Here is a 23644-nt window from a genome sequence, read left to right on the forward strand (position 1 = left end):
ATATTTAGGAGAGGAATTTACATAAATATGAAATTAGCGATTTCTTATAATGAGATGGTAAAAGAATTTTTAGGGAAAGTAGAAGGGAGTATTCAAATACCTAAAGATGCGCAAAAGATAGAGTTTGGAATACAAAGAAAAACTATACCATTTCCAAAATTGACTCATATTGTAGATTTAATAGGAGCAACTGCAACGTGGTTGTATCATATTTCTAAAGAACAGCACATTATCGTGCTTTACCATACAAGAGGAAGTTTATTTCCTATTACTATTCAAGTTTCTAATTATCTTTCCTATGAAAGTTTGAACTTTCAGATTGTAGAGCAAGTGGAACAGATCCAAAAAATGAACGAGGGAGAAATAGTAGCGTTTCAAAATAGTAATGATTCATCTGAAATGTCACCTATTATTATTGGTGAAACGTATTATGAGCTACAAGACAAGAATACGTTACAATTTGTATTCAATAAAAATATGCAAAGTGTAGAAATGATATTTAATAGTGTTAATTGGAAAGAGACAACGATTACTCGTTATGCACAACAAATACAAGGTGTTTTAATTTATACATCACAAAATGCTAATAAATGTATAAAACATTTTAATGTTGTTACAGAGGCCGAGATGGCACTTTATAGTCAAGTGAATGATACGACAGCAGTATATCCTGAGAAAAGTATCGTCGATATGTTCTATAATACTGTTACTCAATTTCCAAATCGTATAGCTTTATCTTCAAGGGAAGGTACTTTAACTTATGAGGAGCTAAATAAAAAAAGTAATCAAATAGCTCATATGTTAATGAAAAACGGCGTCCAATTAGGAGACTATGTTGGAATATTTATGAAACGTAGCATAGACACAGTAGTAAGTATGGTAGCTATATTAAAAGCTGGTGCAGCGTATGTTCCGATTGATCCAGATTATCCGGAAAGTAGAATACAGTACATTATTCAAGATAGCCAAGCGAAAGTTATATTGATGAAAGAGACGCCTATAACATGTGATGGGGTTCAAACAGTTTCAATGTATGATAGTGAAACTTATGAAGATATAGATGTAAAGTTGTCTATTCATTGTGATGATGTAGCTTATATGATTTATACATCTGGTTCAACAGGGAATCCAAAGGGAACGATGTTAGCACATAGAGGCGTTGTTAATCTGTACACTTGGATGCAAAAGCAATATGAATTGACAGAAGAGGATGTATTTGCCCAATTTCCTTCCTTTAGTTTCGATGCTTCTGTATGGGAGTCATTTGCTTCTTTATTCTGCGGAGGAAACTTGTATGTATTATTAGAGGAAGAGCGATTGTCTGTAGAAGCATTTGCAAATGCAATCTATAAAGTGAAAGCAACTTCGATCTTGGCATTAGCGACAATTTTTGTTCGACAAGTAGCAACTTATTTAGCAGAAGAAAATATATATAAGCTAGCTTCCCTGAAAAGAATTGCGATTGGCGGTGAAATGTTGCCTGTAGAGGTTATTAAATTGTGGAGAGAAAGAATAAGTACAAATGTTGAAATTCATAATGTATACGGACCGACAGAATGTACTGTAGTGACGACAACCTATAAAATACCTAATCAGTTAAATGAGGATGTTGCGAGTATTCCCATTGGTAAACCATGTGCTAATTATCAAGTTATGATTTTGGATGAGAATATGAATCTTTGTCCAATTGGTGTACCTGGTGAATTATATATAGATTCAGTAGGATTAGCAAAAGGGTATTTTAATAAGCCTAATAAAACAATTGAAGCTTTTATTCCGAACCCCTTTAATCCTATAGTTAATATATATAAAACTGGTGATATCGTTAAGTTGCTAGAGGATGGAAATATAGAGTTTTTACATCGGAAAGATGATCAAGTAAAAATTAGAGGACATCGTATTGAACTAGGAGAAATCCAAAGTAAAATTTCTCAAAATCATAATATAAAAGAAAATGCTGTTTTTGCTAAGAAGAGCAAGGAAGGTAGCCAATATTTAATCGCATTCTATACAACTTTGAACAAAAAGGAAATACCAGAATTAGTTTATCAGTTACAAGAGCAGTTACCGGATTATATGGTACCATCTAAATTAATTTATATTAATGAACTACCACTTACACCAAATAAAAAGGTTGATGTTAAAAAGTTAGCTCAATTAGAAGAAAAGTACGAGCCGGTTCGTCTACAGGAATATGTCGCGCCTTCTATTAAAGCGGAGAAACAGATAGCGAAAGCTTGGGCAGAGGTATTAGGAATTTCAAAAATTGGAGTGCATGATGATTTCTTTACAATTGGTGGACATTCGTTGAAAGTATTGAGAGTCTTAACATTGTTAAAAGAAGATTTTTCACATTTAACAATTCAAGATTTCTTTAAAGAAAGAACGATATATGGATTAGCTAGAATTGAGAGAGAAGTAAAAGTAGAGACAGAAGAAGTATTTCGTGAATATAAGGTGATTCACGAACCGAATACTATTACTTATTCGAATGTTTTAGAAGACACTGACATCTCAAATGTCTTTTTAACTGGAGCTACTGGTTATTTGGGGTCGCACATATTATATGAATTATTGAGAGATACATCTGCTACCATTTATTATTTAGTAAGACCGACAAAAGATGTGCAACAAAGAATTATCGATACATTAACAAGCTACTTTAATGATATATGTGAAGAGTGGTTACAGCGTATACAGGCTGTACCTGGTGATTTGGGAGAAGAGTATCTTGGGATGAGCGAAGAGGAATTTATTTTAATTAGTTCTAAGGTCGATACGGTAATTCATTGCGGTGCAGATGTAAGACATTTTGGAGATGTAAAACAATTTAAAAATGTGAACGTCCAAGGCACGAGTCGTATGCTAGCGTTAGCCGAGAATGGTGCTACATTCCACTTTATCTCTACAATTGGTATTCCGATAGAATTAGCGGTAGAGCAATGGGATACATATATGGAAACAGGTGATTTCAATTATAATGTAGAGTTAGAGAATGTGTATTCCGATAGTAAACTACAGGCGGAAAATCTTGTTCGTGAAGCTTTGAAGAGCGGTATACGAGGGAACATTTATCGTGCAGGTAACCTAGCATGTCATTCAGAAACGGGTTCGTTCCAACAAAACATTGAAGGAAATGCATTTTATCGTCTTATTAAAACGATGCTTCTAATTGGAAAGGCACCAAATGTGAAGTGGAAAGTTGATTTTACACCAATTGACTTTGCCAGTAAGTCGATTGTATCGTATTTACAAGATCCAAAAATTGTAGGAGAGACGTTACATATTTGTCATCCACATCAAGTTGAATTTGAACATTTTATAAAGCTAATTGAGGGATGTGGATACAATCTTGAAATGGTTCCACTTTCGGAATATGTAAATATCGGGCTTGAATTAGCAAAAGGAAATGAAGAAATAGCAGAGTTAATTGCTTCTCAAGTTGCAGGAGATGGAGCACAGCAATCTGAAATTGTCATGGGTACTCGTAGAACAAATGAATGGATTAAGAAAAAAGAGCTGATAGTGCCAGCGATTAATAAAGAATTTATTCAGCTGTTATTAGCTCATGGTGAAAAAGTTGGATATTTTCCAAAAGTAATGAAATGATTATGTACGCTTTTGTTTGTTCAATAAAATAAATCATGCTACAATGAGAACGAATTAAGAACCGGGGAGCCAATTGGCTGAGAGGATGTAAGTATACATCGACCCTCAACCTGATCTGGATAATGCCAGCGTAGGGAGTTACTTTAAAGTGATGTAGCATAAGTTATTATAGAATAACTTGTATACAAGGCTTTCCTACATGGTAGGAAAGCCTTTTCTTTTTTGGGAAACATATTTTATAAGGGGGATTTTATTATGTCACAACAAGTTACAATGTCATTTTCAGTAGTACCGCAAGCAAAAACAAAAGATGTATATTCTGTTGTTGATAGAGCAATTGAAGTTATACAACAATCGGGAGTTCGTTATGAAGTAGGAGCAATGGAAACAACGTTGGAAGGAGAATTAGATGTACTTCTTGATGTCGTGAAACGTGCGCAGCAAGCTTGCGTCGATGCTGGAGCTGAAGAAGTGATTACTTCTATTAAAATCCATTATCGTCCAAGCACTGGTGTAACGATAGATGAAAAGGTTTGGAAGTACCGTGATGAATATGCAAAACCAGAAGCAATCTAAACTTATTACAACAATTTGGCTTATCCTTCTCATTGCGATATGGGAAGGATCTGTTTCATTATTTAAAATCGAACCGTGGATTTTACCAAAGCCTTCTGCCATTGTTCAAGAATTAATTGGAATGAAGGATTTACTATTACCAAATACGATGCAAACACTGCAGGAAGTTATAATCGGACTATTTTTTGCGATTTTACTTGGGACGAGTATTGCAATTATTATGGACGTGATACCTTTATTTCGTATTTTAATAAATCCGTTGCTCGTTATTTCGCAAACGATTCCAATCGTTGTACTTGCACCGTTATTTATTATTTGGTTTGGATATGGGATGTTGCCGAAAGTAATGGTCGTCATACTCGTTTGTTTCTTCCCAATTGCGCTTAGTATTTTAGAAGGTTTTCAAACTGTAGATAAAAATATGTTGAAATTGTTGCAAACAATGAAAGCAACGAAATGGCAAGTTTACCAGAAAGTAAAGTTTCCGGCAGTGCTCCCATACTTTTTCTCGGGTTTAAAAATTGCAGTTACATATAGCGTGATGGGGGCAATTATCGGAGAATGGCTCGGTGCAAGTGAAGGGTTAGGGGTTATGCTTACGAGAGCTACAAAATCCTTTTTAACTGCTCGAGTATTTGGTGTTGCAGCAATTATCGTCATGGTGACATTATGCCTGTATTTTATCGTGGAGTTTATGGCAAGAATAACAGCACCATGGATATATAGAAAGGACGGCAGAAAATGAAAAAAGGTTTAAAAATTATGTTAGCTGCTTTATTAGCAGTAAGTGTGGCTGGGTGTAATCCGGCGAAGAAAGAAGAAAGTGCAAGTAAAGATAAAAAAGTAAAAGTTGTTTTAGATTGGTTTCCAAATACGAATCATACTGGCTTATATGTAGCGAAAACGAAAGACTATTACAAAAAACAAGGGCTTGATGTAGAAATTATCCAGCCTGGTGATAATGTCACAGCAGAGCAGATGATTGCTTCTGGGAAAGCAGATTTTGCGATAAGCGCACAGGAAAATGTAACATTAGCTCGTGTTGAAGGAATCCCAGTTGTTTCTGTTGGTGCAATTATTCAGCATAATACCTCTGCTTTTGCATCACTAAAAAAAGATAATATGACGTCACCGAAAGACTTTGAAGGTAAACGTTATGGTGGCTGGGGAGGACCAGCAGAAGAAGCAACGTTAAAAACAATTATGGAGAAACATCAAGCTGATTTTAATAAAGTCGAAAAAATTATCTTAGGACAAACAGACTTCTTCAAATCAATCGGTCGTGATGCGGACTTTGAATGGATTTATTATGGATGGGATGGCATTGAAGCGAAGCGTCAAGGAAAAGAGTTAAATACGATTATGGTGAAAGACTTAGATCCAGCGCTTGATTTCTATAGTCCTGTTATTATTACGAGTGAAAAACATACGAAGCAAGATAAAGACTTCGTGAAAAAGTTTATGACTGCAACGACAGAAGGTTATAATTTTGCAATTAAAGAGCCGAAAGAAGCTGCTGATATTTTAATTAAAGCTGTTCCAGATGTGAATAAGGAATTAGTACAAGAAAGTCAAAAGTGGTTAAGTACGAAGTATCAAGATGATGCAAAAGCGTGGGGAGTACAGAAGGAAGAAGTTTGGACGAATTACATGAATTTCTTATACGACAACAAAGTTATTAAAAAGAAAATTGATGTAAAAGATGCTTTTACAAATGAATTCCTTCCAAGTGAAAAATGAGCGGATTACAAATAAAAGATATTGTGAAATCTTTCGATGGAAAGAATGTATTAGCAAATATTAGTGCCTCTATACAGGAGGGAGAGTTTGTCTCTTTTGTCGGTCCAAGTGGTTGTGGGAAAAGCACATTGTTAAATATGATTGCGAGTGTTGAAGAGCCAACGAGTGGAGAGGTATTTTATAATGAGGAACATGTGAGAAAACAAGATGTTGTAAGCTATATGCCACAACAAGATTTATTATTACCGTGGCGATCGGCTTTACAAAATATTGTTCTTCCATTAGAAATTGAGGGGAAATCTAAAAAACAAAGGTTAACAGAAGGAATGGAAGCATTAAAGCAGTTTGAGTTAGATGAATATGCGGATCATTATCCTGATGCATTATCTGGTGGTATGCGCCAAAGAATTAGCTTTCTTCGTACATACTTATGTGAGAAGCCAATTATGCTACTTGATGAGCCTTTTGGAAAATTAGATGCATTTACAAAAATGGAAGTACACAGTTGGCTTTTAAATTCTTGGCATCAAGAAAAGCAAACAATTGTTATGGTTACACACGACTTAGATGAAGCAATTTTACTTTCTGATCGCGTATTTATTTTATCTCAAAGACCAGCATCAATAGTTGGTGAAGTGCAAGTGAAATTACCTCGTCCTCGAACGATGGATATGTTAACATCATTGGAGTTAAAGAAGGGTAAGGAAGAAATTTTAAGTGTATTAGCTCCTTATATGAAAAAATAGAAAAAGTCTTTTAACAGTTTTAATCGTTTCACATGAGCTTCTTTCTATGAAACGTGGATAACGAAAGTATGGAATATCGAAGAATGGAACGTTTAAAAATAATCACAAAGAAAAGGCCGTAGCTTATATAAGCTACGGCCTTTTCTTTGTGATTAACATGATTTTCGAGAACTCTTACATGAGAATTGTATGAAGAAGCACTCTTATGGTGCGCTTATAAGCGTGCTTTTTCTGCGATTATGTTTATATTTATAATAATATTAGACGCCTTTCCCTAATAGGCAACTATCTTTTTGTATATATAGATAGCTTGAAATGGAATGAAAATTATTCCTATATATAAAGAATAAGGTGATTAGTATGGGAAGACAATAGAAATTAAAGGAAATTCATGTAAAATTCAGATGAACTTCACGCAAACTTCATATTGAAAACTAAATATAATTATAATAGGTTATAGTAATTTCGATTTGTGATTTTTCGCAAAATTAAAAGTTTGAATTTAGGAAAGATTATTCAAACCTAAATTCAAACTTTAGTGAAACAATTAAAGAATGTTACGTCTAGTTTTCGCTAATAACGGCATTTAAAAGTTCGGCAGGGTTACCTGTTCCTGCACCTCCTATTGTAATGGATCCACCAGGAGGAATTTCACCGTTCCATCCGGCATTTGTAATTACATAATGATTGTTTGTTTTACTACTAATTTTAGAATCCCAAACTTGTGTTAAATTGCCGTTATAATCAAATTCTAACTTCCAGTTTTTAATAGGGCTTGTGCCGTTATTTTTAATTACAATTGAGAAGTTATAGCCACTTCCCCAATTTGAAGTAACTGAAAATGTAGCCTTACCATTACCATCAGGAGGTGTTGTGTTAGCATCATCAGTTTTTACAATAATAGAATTAGGTTGTGATTTATTCCCGGTAGCGTCCTTTGCTAGTATTGAAAAAGTGTATTCCGTATTAGGTTTCAAATTTTTAATTGTAATGCTATTTGATGTTGTACTCCATTTTTCTTCCCCAGCAGTAACTTCATACTCAGTAACTCCTACATTATCAGTAGATGCAGTCCAGCTTAATTGGACTGAGCTTGAGGTTTTATTAGTAACCACAATGTTTTTTACGTTCGTTGGTGATTCAGTATCTTTTTGACTGATAGGTCCACCAAGTAATTCGGTTACTAACGTATCAAGCAATTTTGGACCACTACAGCTATATTTTGGACTTGTGCGACAGTCACCACTAAGTTCCCAAAACATTGCCCCACTTAAACCTTTCGTTTTTATATAATCTGTTTTATATTTCATAGATTCATTGTCATCGTAGCTAATAAATGTGCCTGTAGTAGCATTGTATAAATAAGGTACTTTAGCTGTATCATTCCAATAGCGTACAAAACCATTTTTGTTTACGTAATTCGCTGCTAAATCACCGTAATCATAAACACCCGTATCACCAGTAGAATAATCATCCCAAGTACCTTTAGATGCTAGTTTGCCATCACTACCTGGTTTACATGGTTGATATTGCCCATTATTATCTTTTCCACAACTTTTCCAACCACGTCCGTAAAATGGTACGCCTAATACGAGTTTATCAGCTGGTACACCTTCATTTTTATAAACGTCAATAGCTCCATCTACGTAAAATTTCGTATCAGCTGCTGGATCATTCGGATCTTTATATAATGCGGCATTATGGTTAGAAGTTGCTTCCCAACCGCCGTGGAAATCATATGTCATAATATTAATCCAATCGAGTATTTGAGAGATTTTCTTTAACTCTGTATGATCGGCATAACGTTGACTTGCCCCTGAAGCAATTGTTAATAAATATTGTTTTCCATCTTCAGTACCGGCTTTATTTAAAGCATTTCGGACATCTTGAAGAAGGAGCGTGAAATTTTGTTTATCTTCAGGACGGTAACTACCACCAGGAATCGTTTCAACACCTGGATATTCCCAGTCTAAATCGACGCCGTCAAATCCGTATGCACGTAGGAAATCGACTGTTGATTCTGCGAATACTTTTCTAGTTTTTTCATCAGCTGCCATATCAGAAAATCGATTAGACCAAGTCCAGCCTCCGACGGAAATAATGGTTTTTAAATGAGGGTATTTAGCTTTTAGTCGTTTTAATTCTCCGAAGTTGCCACAACGGGCATATTTATCACAATCTTCCCAAGTTGTACCTGATCCTGGATAAGATTTTGTGACATCAGCCCAGGGCTCACCTAATACGAGAGTACCATTAGGAACTTCTTTATTTTGCAACGGTACACCAGATTCTTTACAGTTCCATGTTTGTTTATTTGGATTATCGGGATGTGTAGAAGGATTTCCATGTTTTCCATTCCAGCAAATATCAGCAAACGCATAGTTTAAATGAGTGAGCTTTGATGCATCGATGTCTGCAACTTGATAATTACGTCCGTAGATGCCCCACGAAGGAAAGTACCCAATAATTTTTTGGTTTTGCGTTGGTGAATTTGCTGATGCGAGATTTGGAGTAATAAAATTTGCGAGAAAAAGAGGTAAGAAGAGTAGTAGAGATAGCAATAGTAATGTGAATTTTTTTGACCTCATAGTCATTTCCCCTTTCAAGGTAAAAGATATATTTAAAGGCATTTGCCGATAAATCAAAGTGAATCTAGACGTATGAAACGTCTAGATAAAAATGATCAGACATCACGAAGTCTATACAAGGGAGCTGGGGTGATTAAATCGTAACAAATGTAAGATTTAGTGTAAACGCTTTATTGTATGAAGAAAGACTTTCTCAATACAAAAAGGCTTTAATACAAACTGCATATGAAAATGAAAGACCGGTGAGGAAGAAAATAGCTTATTATAAATAAATTTGAGAAAAAATTGTATGAAGTCAACTTGTAATGGTGTGGTAAGATGGTGAAATTTCATATAAAATAATAGTAAAAATATGTAAGTGAGAGGATAGTGTGGATGTGTTTTTGAACATTGCTGAAGAAAAGGTTCGACAAGCAATCTGGAATGGTGATCTGGATTATATTTCGAGAAAAGGAAAACCACTACAATTAGAAGATCTTTTAATGGTACCTCTAGAGTTAAGGATGAGCTATAAAATTTAAAAAATGCGGGAATGATTCCAGCAGAAATGGAATTACAAAAGATATATTAAAAATAGAAGATTTAATTGCTTGCTGTTATGATGAAGTAGAGAGGAAAAAATTACAAGAAGGGTTAACAGCAAAAACGTTGTGTTTTCAGCAGGTAATGGAAAAGAGAAAGATAGTTCAGCATTTCTTAAATTAAGTTAAGAGGGATAAGATGAATACATTTGAAACGATAGAAGAATTAGCAACATATATTGAAGAACAGCAATTAGTACTTCTATTTATTAAAACAGAAAATTGTGGTGTTTGTGATGTCATGTTAAGGAAAGTAAATTACGTATTAGAGAATTATGATTACGTAGAGAAAATAGAGATATTACTACAAGACATGCAAGAAGTTGCGGGGCGATATGCAGTATTTACAGGGCCGACAATTTTGTTATTTCATAATGGAAAAGAGATCCTTCGTGAATCGCGCTTTATTTCACTTGAAAATTTAGAGAGAACCATTCAATTATTCGAGAATTAGGGAGGTTTTTATATGGAATTTATTATTGTCATACTATTATTTGTTGTCATTGGAATAATTGTAATAGCTGTTCGATCAAACAAAAAGAAAGTAAACCTTACGAAACAAAATAACATACATAATTCGTCTAATAACTCATCACCGCTTTTTTTCTTTGCTGGATCTGATAATAATGACAGCTCACATGATAGCAGTTCACATGACTGTGGAGGGTCTTTTGGAGGAGATAGTGGAGGTAGTTGCGGTGGTGGCGGTGATTGATAAGAATACGCCTTATATAGGCGTATTTCTTTTTTAAACAAACGTTTGATTAGTTGGCTTACATACGCACACTAACAGTTAAATAAACGTTTGTTTAATATTTTTAACATGATAAGGAGAATGGAAATGGGAAGGGAACCGAAAGTGAAAAATAAAGGGAAAGTAGCATTGTTTTTATTAGTTGCTGGAGGTGTATTTCTTGTTAAACTTGGATTTAAATTTGGAACAATACATATGATCCGAACTTGGTTTGAAAGTACGTTTTCGTAAATAAGGAATATAGCCTCTTGCGAAAGAGGTTTTTCATTTGTTATCATTAGACTGAACGGTCGGTTTAAAGAGGTGTGAGTATGAGAAAAAGCGCAGAAGAGATAAAGAAGGAAATTGCATACAAAGCAGAAAATCTGTTTTCACAAAAAGGCTATGCAGCCACATCTATGGAAGATATTTGTGAAATTACAGAGCGAAGTAAAGGGAGTATTTATTACCATTTTAAAAGTAAAGAAGAATTATTTTTATTTGTAGTAAAACAGCATACGTATGATTGGCTTGAAAAATGGAATGAAAAAGAGAAGTTGTATAGTACTAGTATTGAAAAATTATATGGTCTCGCAGAATATTATGTAGAGGATATACAACAACCTATTTCGAGTGCAATAGAGGAATTTTCTATGAGCCAAGTTGTGAGCAAAGAGGTTCTAGATGAATTATTAGCTTTAACTAGAGAATCATATGTTATGTTTGAGAGATTAATCGAAACAGGTATACAGTCTGGAGAGTTTCGTGAAGAAAATGCGCGCGATTTGATGTATATTGTACATGGCTTATTATCAGGGCTTGGAGTGCTTTACTATGAGCTAGATTATAACGAGTTAAAGCGAGTTTATAAAAAGGCAATAGATGTATTGTTAAAAGGGATGGCAGCTGAATAATAAGTCAGCGGCTTTTCTTTTAAAACGAATTAGACCGAATGGTCGGTTTATAAAAGGAGGAGCGGAAATGAAAGCTTTATTTAAAAATCGAGCATTTATGCTCGTTATGGCATCCGATATTTTACAACAATTTGCGATTTGGATCAGAAATATGGCCCTATTGTATTTCATAATGGAGCGGACGAATAATGATCCAGTTTCAGTGTCACTATTATCGGTCATGGAATATGCACCTATTTTTATTTTTTCTTTCATTGGTGGCGCGTTAGCAGATCGCTGGAACCCGAAAAGAACAATGGTTGCTGGGGATGTGTTAAGTGTACTGTCTATTATAGGGATTGTTTTATTGTTAAAGATTGATTACTGGCAGGCAATATTTTTTGCGACACTCGTTTCCGCAATTGTAGGTCAGTTTTCTCAGCCTTCATCTTCACGCATATTTAAGCGCTATGTAAAGGAAGAACAGGTAGCAAATGCGATTGCATTTAACCAAACATTACAGTCATTGTTTATGATTTTCGGACCAGTTGTAGGATCGCTTGTGTATACACAACTTGGTTTATTTACGTCACTATATAGTTTAATCATTTTATTTTTATTATCTGCTATCGCCCTTTCATTTTTACCGAAATGGATTGAACAAGAGCAAGCAGTGAAGGAATCATTAAAAAATGATATAAAAGAAGGATGGAAATACGTTCTTCATACGAAAAATTTACGTATGATTACGATCACTTTCACAATTATGGGCTTAGCTGTTGGATTAACGAATCCATTAGAGGTGTTTCTTGTAATAGAACGTCTTGGAATGGAAAAGGAAGCAGTTCAATATTTAGCAGCGGCGGATGGAATAGGTATGCTAATCGGTGGTATTGTTGCTGCGGTTTTCGCTTCAAAAGTAAATCCGAAAAAGATGTTTGTATTTGGTATGAGTATATTAGCAATCTCATTTTTAGTCGAAGGGTTGTCCACATCATTTTGGATTACTAGTTTGATGCGATTTGGAACAGGTATTTGTTTAGCTTGTGTTAATATCGTTGTCGGTACGCTTATGATTCAACTTGTACCAGAAAATATGATTGGAAGAGTGAATGGAACCATTTTACCAATGTTTATGGGGGCAATGTTAATTGGAACATCACTAGCTGGAGGATTGAAGGAAATGACTTCATTAGTTATTGTATTTTGTATAGCGATGTCACTTATTTTATTAGCGATAGGGCCGGTTTTACGTATGCAACTAGATAAAGAAGATGTTGCTAATAAAGAGGAACTAACGAATTCATTCGCTTCGAAATAGCTATTGTAAGGGAGCAGAACTGCTCCCTTTTCCTATGGGAATCTTTTGACAATGAAATGTACCAACTATATACTGATGTTGTAAAAATAATTTTACAGGTTAGGAGAAACGATGTGAAAAATCAAATCTATGAATTGCGCACTGAAAATAATATTTCACAAGGTGCATTAGCTGATAAGTGTAGCGTATCAAGACAGACGATAAATGCAATTGAGAATAATAAATATGATCCAAGCTTAGCGTTAGCTTTTCGTTTAGCGGAAGTATTGGGAACAACTGTTGATAAACTATTTTTGTATAAGCTGTAGGGGAAAGAGAAAATAAGTCTTTTAGTTACGACATTAGTAGTTATAAGTATGCTAGCATTTGCACTTTACTATTGGTTAATTGAACTTCAAGTAAACTGGTATGCACTATTTATTTGTAGCATCGCATAATGTTGAAGGGCAAATGAGGAGAAGAAAGATTTAGAAAAACATGTATGAAAAACAAGTGCAAATGTTACATATTATGTACGCATTGTATTTATTTTTTGGTTTTTTTTTCGCATCGGTAGGTTTTAATAAATGGATAGATTTTCATGATGTACCGCTTTTACTTACGTTATGTGCCGCTAGAGTTGTAAAGCCAGCTGTAGAGTTTTTACTTGTAAAGCGTTATCGTTAAAAATAAAGAAAGATCCTCTTCTTGTGTGAAGGGGATCTTCTTTTTATAGCGTTTTAGTTTTCGGATTAGGTGGTGTAACGGGTGTATCATTTTCAGGAACTCTAGTTAATAAGAATCCACCTATAATAAACAATACGATAATACTAAGGACACCAGCGTTTGTTTTTCCCGTTAATTGCGTTGTAACACCGACTAATACTGGACCCATGATCGCGGCAAACTTGCCAAATATATTATAAAATCCGAAGAATTCATTTGCCGATTCTTTAGGTACTAGTTTTGCAAAATAGGAACGACTAAGTGCTTGAATACCACCTTGAGAAGTGGCAACTAACATTGCTAAAATCCAGAAATCGAGTGTCGTTTTTAAGAAATAAGCATATGTGCAAATGATGATATAAATAATAATACCAACATATAGCATTTTTTTCCCTGTAAATGTTTCTGATAATTTTCCGTATAATAAAGCGAATGGACAAGCTACAATTTGTGTGACAAATAAGATGATTAATAGATTCGTTGCACTAATACCGAGATCTGTTCCGTAAGCGGTAGACATAGTAATAATTGTATCGACCCCGTCAATGTAGAAGAAATAGGCGATTAGGAACATAAAGACTGTTTTATATTCTTTAATATTTTTAAAAGTACTAGCAAGGCGCTTGAAGCTCATTGCAATTGGTCTTGGATGGCGTTCAATATAATGTGTTTGCTCTACGTTTTTTAGCATTGGAATTGTAAATAATCCCCACCAAAGAGCTGTTATTGCGAATGAAATTTGACTGGCAATGCCGACTGATAAAGGGATAGTGCCTTTTTGAGCAAGAATAATAAGAGCGATACAACCGATAAAAGGAATTGTGCTCCCAATATAGCCTAATGCAAAGCCTCGTGTAGAAATTCGATCCATTCTATCTTTAGAGGTAACATCTACTAAAAATGCATCATAAAAAATGTTTGCTCCAGCAAAACCGACTAGTGCTAGCATATAGCAACCTAGTAATAAGTACCACTGGGATGTTGGGACGACTGCTAGCATACTTGTAAATACGATGCCGAGTCCAAAGAAGAATGTGAAAAATCGTTTTTTAAACCCTTTATAATCAGCAACTGTGCCGAGAATAGGAGCAAGTATAGAAATTAAAAGTGTAGCGAATGAGTTTGCATATCCCCAATATGCTGTTGAAGTTGCACCAGATAGTCCAGCTTCTTTTGCAGCTGCTTTAAAGTAAATTGGGAATAGTGCAGTTGTAATGACGAGCGAATATACCGAATTCGCCCAATCATATAATATCCAGCTTTTTTCTTGTCTGGACATTTTTTTCATATAATGTTCCCCCTTAAATTGTTCTACTAACAGTGTACAAAAATAAAAATTATAAAAAGAGAAACAGTGATGATTTTTACATAACTTTTACATATATACACAGTTCTTTACAATTGTAGTAAATCCTCTATAATGGATCCGTCTGTTTCGCCTAAGTGCAAACCGAGTAATCTTGCGATAGTCGGACCTTCATCAATAAGTCTCATATACGGGATTGTAACGCCACTTTGAATACCTTTTCCAGCAGCGATAAAAATTGTTTCATAGTTAGGCTTTGTTGGGGAGTAACCATGAGTTCCAAATGTATATTTTTTACTAGAAGTAACATCTTTTTTAGTAATTTCTTTTATAAAATCACCGGTATAATTTTCAGTGAAATAATACCCCTCTTGTGCTTCCAACATAAATAAACAATTACCATCTGCACCGGATTCTTTCGCCGCTTCATCATGAAGTAGAAATTCAATGCCATTTTGTTTATTTTGAAGCAGTTCTTCAAGAAGTAGTTGTACTTCCCGAATGGTATCCGTATCGTTTTTGTCTTTCACATATACATAGGCAGAACCGTCGCAACTTTGACAGTAGGCCTTCCAGTCTACTAATTTACCTTCTTTATTTAGAGATATAAGCTCTTTTTGATGGAATAGCACATTTAATTGAATTGATTTGTTTTCACTTAAAGCGCTATGATCACCAAGGGCAATAATTGTACTTTCTTCGTATATTCCACTTTCTTTTAATGCATGAATAATTTTTCCTAGACGTTCGTCGTGCCTATGGATAGCTGCTATTGTTTCGTTAGATTCAAAGCCATGATAGTGTCTTTGTGTGTCTAAATCAGTGAAATGCACAAACATGACATTAGGCCTTTTTGTAAGGATTGTATGTACAGCAGAAGCAAGAACGAAATCATCGAGTTCAGGTTGTGATAATCCATTTCGTATATGACCGAACCGTCGATTTAAATCTAATTGGTATAGCGGGCTACCGCTAAATAATGAAACTAAAATTTGATTTTGCCACGGTCTATTTGGAAAGATTTCCGGTAAATTGTAATCAATGTTTGCTCTTCCAGTAACAGGCCAAAGAAGGGCTGCTGTCGTTAAATTTGCTTTGCGTGCTTCATCATATAATGTTGTTCCTTTTATCGATTTTCGGTACCAATGCCAATCTGGTGATTCACGTCCTGGTTGAAGTAAAGTATTGGTAACAACACCATGTTTATTAGGGTAGTTTCCAGTAACGATTGTTGAGTGGCTTGGATATGTTACAGAAGGATAAATTGGTTCTACTTTTTCTACAACCGCGCCCTTTTTTATTAGAGATTGGAAGTTAGGTAATTTTTGTAGTATAGGAAAATCTAAAGCTGATAAACAGTCGAATGATAAAATAATGACACGATTAGTTAATGCTTTATCCATAAAGTAATCCTCCTAATTATATAAAACCTATTCTTATATATTACTATTAATACCTAGTAATAAAAATATGTTTCTGAATAAAATTTATTATTTATTTTCAGAAAAATTAAACATATAATAAGTATAAGGGATTGAATGAAAGGAGGGAATACTATGGACTGGCTAGATGGATTTGGTATTTTTTACATCATTGGTGGAATCACGATTCTCCTAGTATTTGCTATTTCATATTTACTAAAGAAACGTTTTCCAGACAAACAGTTTGATATTATATTTTCACTTAGTTTAGTACTTCTTTGTTTAGCTTTCTTTCCTGTAACAATGATAGCTATTGGTGGGTGGGAAGGAATGGGATATGGATTTATTTGTTTCTTCGTTCTACTTGGTACACTTATCGGTATGGTTGCACATCAACTTGTGAAAATCGTTCGAAAGAGCTACGTATAAAACTACAAAAAATGAAAAGAATATATAAAAATAAGAAAATTAGCTATTGTTTTAAAAAAGAATTTGTATTATGATAATCAACAAATTTATTTCGTTATAACGCTGAAAAAGGACTAGTACATGTCCAACCTTTTTTGCAGAGAGAGAATCCGTTTGGCTGAAAGATTCTTAAAGGGCGATATGGAACCTACCTTTGAGTTCTGCATATGCAGCGGGAAATTCCCGTTATCAAAAAGAGAGCATATACAATTTTTGTGTATGAATCAGGGTGGTAACGCCGGCAAAGCTCGGTCCCTATTTAGGGGCGCGGGCTTTTTTGTATTTTCTAAAAGGAGGAAGACTGACTATGGCAAAAGAACAAGTGCAAGCCATTACGAAGATGGAAGAGGACTTTGCGCAGTGGTATACCGATATTGTAAAAAAAGCTGAACTTGTTGACTATTCAAGTGTAAAAGGGTGTATGATTCTGCGTCCGTACGGTTATGCCTTATGGGAGAATATGCAGAAAGTGATGGATGAAAAGTTAAAGGAAACTGGTCATGAGAATGTGTATATGCCAATGTTTATCCCAGAGAGTTTATTGCAAAAAGAGAAGGATCATGTTGAAGGATTTGCTCCTGAAGTAGCATGGGTTACGCATGGCGGGGATGAAAAGTTAGCGGAAAGACTTTGTGTACGTCCTACATCGGAAACTTTATTCTGTGAGCATTTCTCAAAGATTGTTCAATCATATAATGATTTACCAAAGTTATATAATCAGTGGTGTTCAGTAGTTCGTTGGGAAAAGACAACGAGACCATTCCTTCGTACAACTGAATTTTTATGGCAAGAAGGCCATACGATTCATGAAACGGCAGAAGAATCGCAAGCTGAAACGTTAAATATTTTAAATCTGTATGCCTCTTTCTGCGAGGAATACTTAGCGATACCAGTCATTAAAGGACAAAAAACAGAAAAAGAAAAGTTTGCGGGAGCGAAGGCAACTTATACGATTGAAAGTTTAATGCATGATGGAAAAGCACTTCAAACAGGAACATCTCATAACTTTGGAACGAATTTCTCTGAAGCATTTGATATTAAGTTTTTAGATCGTAACGGTAAGTGGCAATATGTACACCAAACTTCGTGGGGTGTATCAACGAGAATGATAGGTGGACTTATTATGGTCCATAGTGATAATAACGGACTTGTAATGCCGCCAAAAGTCGCTCCAGTACAAGTTGTTATTGTACCTATTGCTCAGCATAAAGAAGGTGTGTTAGAAAAAGCAACAGAGTTACAAGGACGTATTCAGAAGGTTGCGCGTGTAAAAATAGATGCTAGCACTAAAACACCAGGCTGGAAATTTAATGAGTATGAAATGAAGGGAATTCCAATTCGATTAGAAGTGGGTCCAAAGGATATTGAAAAGAATCAAGTTGTACTTGTAAGAAGAGATACGAAAGAAAAAGAATGTATATCAATGGATCAATTAGAAGAACGCATTCTATCATTACTGGAGGAAATTCATCATTCTTTATTTAATAAAGCAAAAGTATTTCGCGATGAGAATACGTATAGTGTGACGAATTTCGAAGAGATGAAAAAAGCAGCTGATGAAAAGCAAGGGTTTATTAAGGCGATGTGGTGTGGAGAACTAGCTTGTGAAGAGAAATTAAAAGAAGAAGTTGGAGTATCTTCACGTTGTATGCCTTTTGAGCAAGAACATTTAGCTGACGAATGTATTTGCTGTAGTAAAGAAGCAAAGCACATGGTCTATTGGGGAAAAGCATATTAATACGCTTTCTGATAGATGCCAAAAGGACTTTGGGTTGCATAATAAACTGCAATCCAAAGCCCTTTTTAGTTTTATATTGGTTTCATGTATTTTTTAGATGGAAGGATGTTGGTCTTTATTTTGCATTTTTACGGCGAATAAACAATAACATACCAATTAGGAATGTTGAAAGTCCTATTAAAATAGATGCAGGATAATGTGCTGCAGTATTAGGTAACTTATCACCTTGTTTTGTCGCATTATCTTTTACGTTACCACCTTGTGAACTGCTATCGCCCTTAACTCGATTGCCACCAGAACCGTTGCCACCAGAATCGTTGCTACCAGAGCCGCTGCCACCAGAACCGTTGCCACCAGAACCACTGCCACCAGAACCACTGCCATCAGAGCCACTGCCACCAGAACCGTTGCCACCAGAACCGTTGCCACCAGAACCGTTGCCACCAGAATCGTTGCTACCAGAGCCGCTGCCACCAGAACCGCTACCGCCAGAACCGTTGCCACCAGAACCATTACCATCAGAGCCGCTGCCACCAGAACCGTTGCCACCAGAACCACTGCCACCAGAACCGTTGCCACCAGAACCGTTGCCACCAGAACCACTGCCACCAGAACCGTTGCCACCGGAACCACTGCCATCAGAACCGTTGCCACCGGAACCATTGCCATCAGAACCGTTGTCACCAGAACCGCTACCGCCAGAACCGTTGCCATCAGAGCCGCTGCCACCAGAACCGTTACCACCAGAACCACTGCCACCAGAACCACTGCCATCAGAGCCGCTGTCACCAGAGCCGCTACCACCAGAACCGTTGCTACCAGAGCCGCTGCCACCAGAACCACTGCCATCAGAGCCGCTGCCACCAGAACCGTTACCACCAGAACCACTGCCATCAGAGCCGCTGCCACCAGAACCGTTACCACCAGAACCACTGCCACCAGAACCGCTGTCATCAGAACCGCTACCACCAGAACCGTTGCTTCCTGGAGGTTTATTATTATCTTTTGAGTTTCCTTCTGCTAAATGATCGCTGTTTTGTACAATAGCGTTTGTTGGAGAGAAGTTTTCCGTGGCTGCATTACCGATATTCAAGCCGCTAAAAAAAGATAAAGAAAGTGTTGATGCTAAAATGAAGATTTTCGTCATTGTTTTCCTCCTGAAAAATTAATATTCCATCTAAAATACATCCCTTTGTAATATTTCATAGGAGATATAGTTTTATGCAAAAAACTATATAGATAAGATGTTCACAAATTTTATGGCTATATTTAGATATTCAAAATAAATATTTCGGAATGATATGTTAAGATTAATAGTAAGAAGAATAAAAAAGGGAGGGCTGAAGAATATAGGATTTCTTATATTCTTATAAAAAATTATGAAACAAACAACAAAACAAATAATAACAGGTACATTTCTAGCGACAGCAACATCTTTTATTTCGACGCATGCCTTTGCAGAAAGTGATAATTTAGCGACAGTAAATGCAACAAATTTAAATATACGTGAACAACCTACAACTCAAGGGAAAGTTATAGGAACAGTAAAAAAGGGAACAAATGTACAAGTTTTAAGTAAGGAAAAAGAATGGGCTAAAATTTCTCATGATGGAAAAGAGGGGTATGTCACATTACAATTTTTAGGATTTTCGAATGGAAATCCAAACGTTGAACAAAAACAACAATTAACGATTAATAATGGACAAAAAGAAAATTGTTACGGCAACTCGTTTGAATGTACGTAATAGTCCAACTCTAGGTAGTTCAATGATTGGCTATGTTCAAAAAAATGAAAAAGTAACGGTATTAGGAAAAGCGAACGGCTGGGCAAAGATTGAATATAAAGGAAAAGAGGGATATGTATCTTTAGAGTTTTTAAAATTTGGAGATGCAATTCAAACACCTGACACTTCTGGCCAAAAGCAACTGCAACCAATAATCAAAAATGGAGCACAAGAAGTAGGAACAATCAATGCAACAAGCTTACGAGTAAGAAGCGCAGCGAATACAAGTAGCTCGGTTTTGAACCTAAAAAATGGTGAAAAAGTAACAGTACTAGGAAAAGCGAATGGTTGGGCAAAAAAAGCTATCAAGGAAAAAAGTATGTATCGTTAGAGTTTGTGAAAATTGATGGCAACACAGAAGAGATAAAAAAGCCGGAACAACCGAAAACATCAGATGCAACGATTAAAAATGGAACGCAAGAAGTAGGAACGATCAATGCGACAAATAAGAAGCGCGGCGAATACAAGTAGCTCGGTTCTAGGAAACTTAAAAAATGGTGAAAAAGTAACAGTACTAGGAAAAGCAAATGGCTGGGCGAAAATCAATTACCAAGGAAAAGAAGGGTATGTGTCGTTAGAGTTTTTTAGAAGCAGGAAAACAAGAAGAAAAGCCAGCGGAAAACATTACGAATTGGACGATTAATGCGACAAGCAAGTGCGGCAAATACAAAGCTCAGTTCTAGGAAACTTGAAAAATGGTGAAAAAGTAACAGTACTAGGGAAAGCAAATGGCTGGGCGAAAATCAATTACCTTCGTTAGAGTTTGTGAAGTTAGAAGCAGGAAAACAAGAAGAAAAGCCAGCGGAAAACATTACGAAAAGCAACGATTAATGCAAGTGCGGCAAGCAAATAACAAGTGCGGCAAATACAAGTAGAAGTGCGGCAAATACAAGTCTCAGTTCTAGGAAACTTGAAAAATGGTGAAAAAGTAACAGTACTAGGAAAAGCAAATGGCTGGGCGAAAATCAATTACCAAGGAAAAGAGGGTATGTGTCGTTAGAGTTTGTGAAGTTAGAAGCAGGAAAACAAGAAGAAAAGCCAGCGGAAAACATTACGAATGGAACGCAAGAAGTAGGAACGATTAATGCGACAAGTCTCCGAGTAAGAAGTGCGGCAAATACAAGTAGCTCAGTTCTAGGAAACTTGAAAAATGGTGAAAAAGTAACAGTACTAGGAAAAGCAAATGGCTGGGCGAAAATCAATTACCAAGGAAAAGAAGGGTATGTGTCGTTAGAGTTTGTGAAAAGTTAGAAGCAGGAAAACAAGAAGAAAAGCTTGAAAAATGGTGAAAAAGCGGAAAACATTACGAATGGAACGCAAGAAGTAGGAACGATTAATGCGACAAGTCTCCGAGTAAGAAGTGCGGCAAATACAAGTAGCTCAGTTCTAGGAAACTTGAAAAATGGTGAAAAAGTAACAGTACTAGAGAAAGCAAATGGCTGGGCGAAAATCAATTACCAAGGAAAAGAAGGGTATGTGTCGTTAGAGTTTGTGAAGTTAGAAGCAGGAAAACAAGAAGAAAAGCCAGCGGAAGACATTACGAATGGAACGCAAGAAGTAGGAACGATCAATGCGACAAGTCTCCGAGTAAGAAGTGCGGCGAATACAAGTAGCTCGGTTCTAGGAAACTTAAAAAATGGTGAAAAAGTAACAGTACTAGGAAAAGCAAACGGCTGGGCGAAAATCAATTACCAAGGAAAAGAAGGGTATGTGTCGTTAGAGTTTGTGAAGTTAGAAGCAGGAAAACAAGAAGAAAAGCCAGCGGAAGACATTACGAATGGAACGCAAGAAGTAGGAACGATCAATGCGACAAGTCTCCGAGTAAAAGTGCGGCGAATACAAGTAGCTCGGTTCTAGGAAACTTAAAAAATGGTGAAAAAGTAACAGTACTAGGAAAAGTAAATGGCTGGGCGAAAATCAATTACCAAGGAAAAGAAGGGTATGTGTCGTTAGAGTTTATAACGATTGGTAAAGATTCCATAGATCCAACAAACCCAACAAACCCTGGACAGGTAACAGAAGAACGAGCAGTTGTAAATGCGTCTTTATTAAATGTACGTAAAGGTCCATCAACAGGTGCGGCAGCTGTCGGTCATTTGAAAAATGGAGAGACTGTTACGATCATAGGAAAAGAAAATGGCTGGGCAAAAATCCGTTTTAATGGCGGAGAGGGGTATGTTTCGTTACAGTTCTTAAAAGTTAAACAAGGTTCGTCTTCTTATGAAATTGTTACCTCATCACAAAAGGTTCAAAAACCAAATGAAGCGGAAGCAACACAAATTATGCAGAATATGAAAGAAGATGCTTACATTAAAAGTGACGGTAAAGTTGTAAATATGAAGCAAGGTTTCGTTCGTGCAAATGGCGTTATTAATATTTATGATATTACGACGGGTAAAAAGCTCACATATGTAAAGGGTGGAGCTGACCTGAAATTTGTAAAAGCTGTTGATGATCGTATTCATGTCCAAATTGATGGTATGACAGGTTATGTGAATATAAATGATGTTACATTACATCCGACAATGACTGGTGAGAAAACGTCGTATTATGCAACTAAAAATGGCAAGTTATATCATTATGTATACAATCCGGAAAATGGTAAACATGCAACGTATCAAATTGGTAATGCTCCGAAACATTTAAAAGAAGGAGAGCGTTACGAGGCTTTTGATAAGAAGCAAATTGGAGGACAAGATAGTTATCAATACTTTGAGTATATGCCACTTCGTGCAACATCTACTTATACAGGAGATGAAATTGATAATTTCTTACGTAAATCGAATGCAAAGAGTCCACTTATTGGATTAGGAAAATATTTTGTAAGTGCAGCAGAGAAATATAAGATGAATGCCGGTTACTTAGTGTCACATGCAATTTTAGAATCAGGATGGGGAACAAGTCGTATCGCGCAAGATAAGAAAAATTTATTTGGCTTTAGAGCGGTAGATTCAGATCCATATAATGGTGCAACTGGATTCAAAACATGGGAAGAAGGTATTGATTTTTGTGCGGCATATATAGATAAGCATTACTTAAATCCAAGTGGAAATACATATAATGGTGGAAACTTAGGAGATAAGGCACAAGGAATGAACGTCATGTATGCAAGTGATGAAAATTGGGGACAGCAAATTGCCTCGCTTATGTATAGAATTGATGCAATGAATGGAAGTAAAGATTTAAATAAATATCGACTTGGAACGTTAACGGCAGGTTCTCCGATATTCAAAAGTATGGCTGAAGGTCAGACTGGAATGACATCTCGCAACATTATGGTAGCCATTAAGAAAACAGTTAATACACCACAAGGATCGTATTATGAAATTGTTTCGGATAATAAAGAATACAACAGTGTCTACGTAAAAGCTGGATCTGTAAATCTTGTGAACTCTTATTAAAGGAAAACATCATCATTTCAATGCAGAAAAGTGA

26 protein-coding genes, 2 pseudogenes, 1 riboswitch and 1 other annotated feature are annotated in these 23644 nt (G+C 35.8%); of the genes and pseudogenes, 24 read left to right on the forward strand and 4 right to left on the reverse strand.

The annotated features are described in order from the left end of the window. Positions 1–27 precede the first annotated feature (27 nt). The 5 genes from MHB70_RS01290 (at position 28) to MHB70_RS01310 (ending at position 6671) form a co-directional block, all read left to right on the forward strand. A complete protein-coding gene (locus MHB70_RS01290; RefSeq protein ID WP_061529438.1) occupies positions 28–3609 on the forward strand; it encodes a non-ribosomal peptide synthetase family protein in 3582 nt (1193 codons plus the stop codon). A gap of 52 nt (positions 3610–3661) precedes the next feature. Continuing rightward, positions 3662–3763, forward strand: a riboswitch (TPP riboswitch). 101 nt (positions 3764–3864) lie between these two features. Then, positions 3865–4185, forward strand: coding sequence for an MTH1187 family thiamine-binding protein (locus MHB70_RS01295; protein WP_000082908.1), 321 nt, complete (start codon positions 3865–3867; stop codon positions 4183–4185). Next, entirely contained in the window at positions 4157–4930 is a 774-nt protein-coding gene (locus MHB70_RS01300; RefSeq protein WP_001057166.1) for an ABC transporter permease, read from the forward strand. The genes MHB70_RS01295 and MHB70_RS01300 overlap by 29 nt, the downstream gene beginning before the upstream one ends. Continuing rightward, complete coding sequence (locus MHB70_RS01305) at positions 4927–5925, forward strand: ABC transporter substrate-binding protein (RefSeq protein ID WP_000715544.1); 999 nt, start codon at positions 4927–4929, stop codon at positions 5923–5925. Before MHB70_RS01300 ends, MHB70_RS01305 begins: the two co-directional genes overlap by 4 nt. Beyond that, complete coding sequence (locus MHB70_RS01310; protein ID WP_000016056.1) at positions 5922–6671, forward strand: ABC transporter ATP-binding protein; 750 nt, start codon at positions 5922–5924, stop codon at positions 6669–6671. Before MHB70_RS01305 ends, MHB70_RS01310 begins: the two co-directional genes overlap by 4 nt. Before the next feature lie 563 nt (positions 6672–7234). Here MHB70_RS01310 and MHB70_RS01315 read toward each other — a convergent pair. Further along, positions 7235–9259 (reverse strand): glycosyl hydrolase family 18 protein, encoded by a 2025-nt coding sequence (locus tag MHB70_RS01315; protein WP_061529437.1) that lies wholly within the window; start codon positions 9257–9259, stop codon positions 7235–7237. 371 nt (positions 9260–9630) lie between these two features. Here MHB70_RS01315 and MHB70_RS01320 point away from each other — a divergent pair. From MHB70_RS01320 to MHB70_RS01355, 8 genes and pseudogenes are all read left to right on the forward strand, one after another. After that, positions 9631–9964: pseudogene (locus MHB70_RS01320) on the forward strand (DnaJ family domain-containing protein). A 15-nt stretch (positions 9965–9979) separates the two neighbouring features. Continuing rightward, positions 9980–10294, forward strand: coding sequence for a thioredoxin family protein (locus MHB70_RS01325; protein WP_001091216.1), 315 nt, complete (start codon positions 9980–9982; stop codon positions 10292–10294). A 12-nt stretch (positions 10295–10306) separates the two neighbouring features. Next, positions 10307–10555 (forward strand): hypothetical protein, encoded by a 249-nt coding sequence (locus MHB70_RS01330; RefSeq protein ID WP_000394360.1) that lies wholly within the window; start codon positions 10307–10309, stop codon positions 10553–10555. A gap of 126 nt (positions 10556–10681) precedes the next feature. Then, a complete protein-coding gene (locus tag MHB70_RS01335; protein ID WP_000532280.1) occupies positions 10682–10825 on the forward strand; it encodes a hypothetical protein in 144 nt (47 codons plus the stop codon). 80 nt (positions 10826–10905) lie between these two features. Further along, positions 10906–11487, forward strand: coding sequence for a TetR/AcrR family transcriptional regulator (locus MHB70_RS01340; RefSeq protein WP_001231936.1), 582 nt, complete (start codon positions 10906–10908; stop codon positions 11485–11487). A 67-nt stretch (positions 11488–11554) separates the two neighbouring features. Further along, entirely contained in the window at positions 11555–12787 is a 1233-nt protein-coding gene (locus MHB70_RS01345; protein ID WP_000645354.1) for an MFS transporter, read from the forward strand. Positions 12788–12843: 56 nt separating this feature from the next. Further along, on the forward strand, positions 12844–13095 hold the full coding sequence (locus MHB70_RS01350) for a helix-turn-helix transcriptional regulator (protein WP_073990719.1): 252 nt from the start codon (positions 12844–12846) through the stop codon (positions 13093–13095). A gap of 48 nt (positions 13096–13143) precedes the next feature. Further along, positions 13144–13453 (forward strand): annotated as a pseudogene (locus tag MHB70_RS01355) (hypothetical protein). Positions 13454–13496: 43 nt separating this feature from the next. Here the strand turns inward: MHB70_RS01355 and MHB70_RS01360 are convergent. Then, positions 13497–14780, reverse strand: a complete 1284-nt coding sequence (locus MHB70_RS01360; protein ID WP_061529436.1) for an MFS transporter — start codon at positions 14778–14780, stop codon at positions 13497–13499. Between the two features lie 107 nt (positions 14781–14887). Continuing rightward, complete coding sequence (locus tag MHB70_RS01365) at positions 14888–16201, reverse strand: alkaline phosphatase family protein (RefSeq protein ID WP_061529435.1); 1314 nt, start codon at positions 16199–16201, stop codon at positions 14888–14890. A 153-nt stretch (positions 16202–16354) separates the two neighbouring features. On the opposite strand from MHB70_RS01365, the gene MHB70_RS01370 reads away from it, so the two are divergent. Continuing rightward, the gene (locus MHB70_RS01370; protein ID WP_000383863.1) at positions 16355–16648 is read left to right on the forward strand and encodes a YesK-like family protein; all 294 of its coding nucleotides are present in this window, start codon (positions 16355–16357) and stop codon (positions 16646–16648) included. Positions 16649–16741: 93 nt separating this feature from the next. Beyond that, positions 16742–16947, forward strand: a binding site (T-box leader). Positions 16948–16994: 47 nt separating this feature from the next. Continuing rightward, positions 16995–18425, forward strand: coding sequence for a proline--tRNA ligase (proS, locus tag MHB70_RS01375; RefSeq protein ID WP_001040988.1), 1431 nt, complete (start codon positions 16995–16997; stop codon positions 18423–18425). A 115-nt stretch (positions 18426–18540) separates the two neighbouring features. Here the strand turns inward: proS and MHB70_RS01380 are convergent, their stop codons facing one another. After that, a complete protein-coding gene (locus MHB70_RS01380) occupies positions 18541–19572 on the reverse strand; it encodes an LPXTG cell wall anchor domain-containing protein (protein ID WP_341343672.1) in 1032 nt (343 codons plus the stop codon). A 232-nt stretch (positions 19573–19804) separates the two neighbouring features. Here MHB70_RS01380 and MHB70_RS01385 point away from each other — a divergent pair, with 232 nt between their 5' ends. The 9 genes from MHB70_RS01385 (at position 19805) to MHB70_RS01425 (ending at position 23610) form a co-directional block, all read left to right on the forward strand. Then, the gene (locus tag MHB70_RS01385; RefSeq protein WP_341343673.1) at positions 19805–20170 is read left to right on the forward strand and encodes an SH3 domain-containing protein; all 366 of its coding nucleotides are present in this window, start codon (positions 19805–19807) and stop codon (positions 20168–20170) included. Then, complete coding sequence (locus MHB70_RS01390; protein WP_341343674.1) at positions 20124–20540, forward strand: SH3 domain-containing protein; 417 nt, start codon at positions 20124–20126, stop codon at positions 20538–20540. Before MHB70_RS01385 ends, MHB70_RS01390 begins: the two co-directional genes overlap by 47 nt. Further along, positions 20498–20680, forward strand: a complete 183-nt coding sequence (locus MHB70_RS01395) for a hypothetical protein (RefSeq protein WP_341343675.1) — start codon at positions 20498–20500, stop codon at positions 20678–20680. The genes MHB70_RS01390 and MHB70_RS01395 overlap by 43 nt, the downstream gene beginning before the upstream one ends. Next, positions 20646–20852 (forward strand): SH3 domain-containing protein, encoded by a 207-nt coding sequence (locus MHB70_RS01400; protein ID WP_341343676.1) that lies wholly within the window; start codon positions 20646–20648, stop codon positions 20850–20852. Before MHB70_RS01395 ends, MHB70_RS01400 begins: the two co-directional genes overlap by 35 nt. Positions 20853–20864: 12 nt before the next feature. After that, positions 20865–20969 (forward strand): SH3 domain-containing protein, encoded by a 105-nt coding sequence (locus MHB70_RS01405; protein ID WP_341343677.1) that lies wholly within the window; start codon positions 20865–20867, stop codon positions 20967–20969. 117 nt (positions 20970–21086) lie between these two features. Then, a complete protein-coding gene (locus MHB70_RS01410; protein ID WP_341343699.1) occupies positions 21087–21209 on the forward strand; it encodes an SH3 domain-containing protein in 123 nt (40 codons plus the stop codon). Next, positions 21200–21460, forward strand: coding sequence for an SH3 domain-containing protein (locus tag MHB70_RS01415; RefSeq protein ID WP_341343678.1), 261 nt, complete (start codon positions 21200–21202; stop codon positions 21458–21460). Before MHB70_RS01410 ends, MHB70_RS01415 begins: the two co-directional genes overlap by 10 nt. A 24-nt stretch (positions 21461–21484) precedes the next feature. Next, positions 21485–22066: an SH3 domain-containing protein gene (locus MHB70_RS01420; protein WP_341343679.1), complete on the forward strand. Its 582-nt coding sequence runs from the start codon at positions 21485–21487 to the stop codon at positions 22064–22066. Positions 22067–22152: 86 nt separating this feature from the next. Beyond that, positions 22153–23610, forward strand: coding sequence for a glucosaminidase domain-containing protein (locus tag MHB70_RS01425; protein ID WP_000050999.1), 1458 nt, complete (start codon positions 22153–22155; stop codon positions 23608–23610). Positions 23611–23644 lie beyond the last annotated feature (34 nt).

The sequence above is a fragment of the Bacillus sp. FSL M7-1020 genome, assembly GCF_038050415.1.
In the GTDB taxonomy this organism is placed as follows: domain Bacteria; phylum Bacillota; class Bacilli; order Bacillales; family Bacillaceae_G; genus Bacillus_A; species Bacillus_A toyonensis.

Excerpts from the sequence above, each read along its gene's own strand:
- MHB70_RS01380 (WP_341343672.1), bottom strand. The coding sequence starts at position 19,572 with ATGACGAAAATCTTCATTTTAGCATCAACACTTTCTTTATCTTTTTTT.
- MHB70_RS01300 (WP_001057166.1), top strand. The coding sequence starts at position 4,157 with ATGAATATGCAAAACCAGAAGCAATCTAAACTTATTACAACAATTTGG.
- MHB70_RS01365 (WP_061529435.1), bottom strand. The coding sequence starts at position 16,201 with ATGGATAAAGCATTAACTAATCGTGTCATTATTTTATCATTCGACTGT.
- MHB70_RS01390 (WP_341343674.1), top strand. The coding sequence starts at position 20,124 with ATGGACAAAAAGAAAATTGTTACGGCAACTCGTTTGAATGTACGTAAT.
- MHB70_RS01400 (WP_341343676.1), top strand. The coding sequence starts at position 20,646 with ATGCGACAAATAAGAAGCGCGGCGAATACAAGTAGCTCGGTTCTAGGA.
- MHB70_RS01335 (WP_000532280.1), top strand. The coding sequence starts at position 10,682 with ATGGGAAGGGAACCGAAAGTGAAAAATAAAGGGAAAGTAGCATTGTTT.
- MHB70_RS01340 (WP_001231936.1), top strand. The coding sequence starts at position 10,906 with ATGAGAAAAAGCGCAGAAGAGATAAAGAAGGAAATTGCATACAAAGCA.
- MHB70_RS01345 (WP_000645354.1), top strand. The coding sequence starts at position 11,555 with ATGAAAGCTTTATTTAAAAATCGAGCATTTATGCTCGTTATGGCATCC.
- MHB70_RS01310 (WP_000016056.1), top strand. The coding sequence starts at position 5,922 with ATGAGCGGATTACAAATAAAAGATATTGTGAAATCTTTCGATGGAAAG.
- MHB70_RS01290 (WP_061529438.1), top strand. The coding sequence starts at position 28 with ATGAAATTAGCGATTTCTTATAATGAGATGGTAAAAGAATTTTTAGGG.
- MHB70_RS01370 (WP_000383863.1), top strand. The coding sequence starts at position 16,355 with ATGGACTGGCTAGATGGATTTGGTATTTTTTACATCATTGGTGGAATC.
- MHB70_RS01360 (WP_061529436.1), bottom strand. The coding sequence starts at position 14,780 with ATGAAAAAAATGTCCAGACAAGAAAAAAGCTGGATATTATATGATTGG.
- MHB70_RS01350 (WP_073990719.1), top strand. The coding sequence starts at position 12,844 with ATGTACCAACTATATACTGATGTTGTAAAAATAATTTTACAGGTTAGG.
- MHB70_RS01305 (WP_000715544.1), top strand. The coding sequence starts at position 4,927 with ATGAAAAAAGGTTTAAAAATTATGTTAGCTGCTTTATTAGCAGTAAGT.
- MHB70_RS01295 (WP_000082908.1), top strand. The coding sequence starts at position 3,865 with ATGTCACAACAAGTTACAATGTCATTTTCAGTAGTACCGCAAGCAAAA.
- MHB70_RS01325 (WP_001091216.1), top strand. The coding sequence starts at position 9,980 with ATGAATACATTTGAAACGATAGAAGAATTAGCAACATATATTGAAGAA.
- MHB70_RS01385 (WP_341343673.1), top strand. The coding sequence starts at position 19,805 with ATGAAACAAACAACAAAACAAATAATAACAGGTACATTTCTAGCGACA.
- MHB70_RS01315 (WP_061529437.1), bottom strand. The coding sequence starts at position 9,259 with ATGAGGTCAAAAAAATTCACATTACTATTGCTATCTCTACTACTCTTC.
- MHB70_RS01330 (WP_000394360.1), top strand. The coding sequence starts at position 10,307 with ATGGAATTTATTATTGTCATACTATTATTTGTTGTCATTGGAATAATT.
- proS (WP_001040988.1), top strand. The coding sequence starts at position 16,995 with ATGGCAAAAGAACAAGTGCAAGCCATTACGAAGATGGAAGAGGACTTT.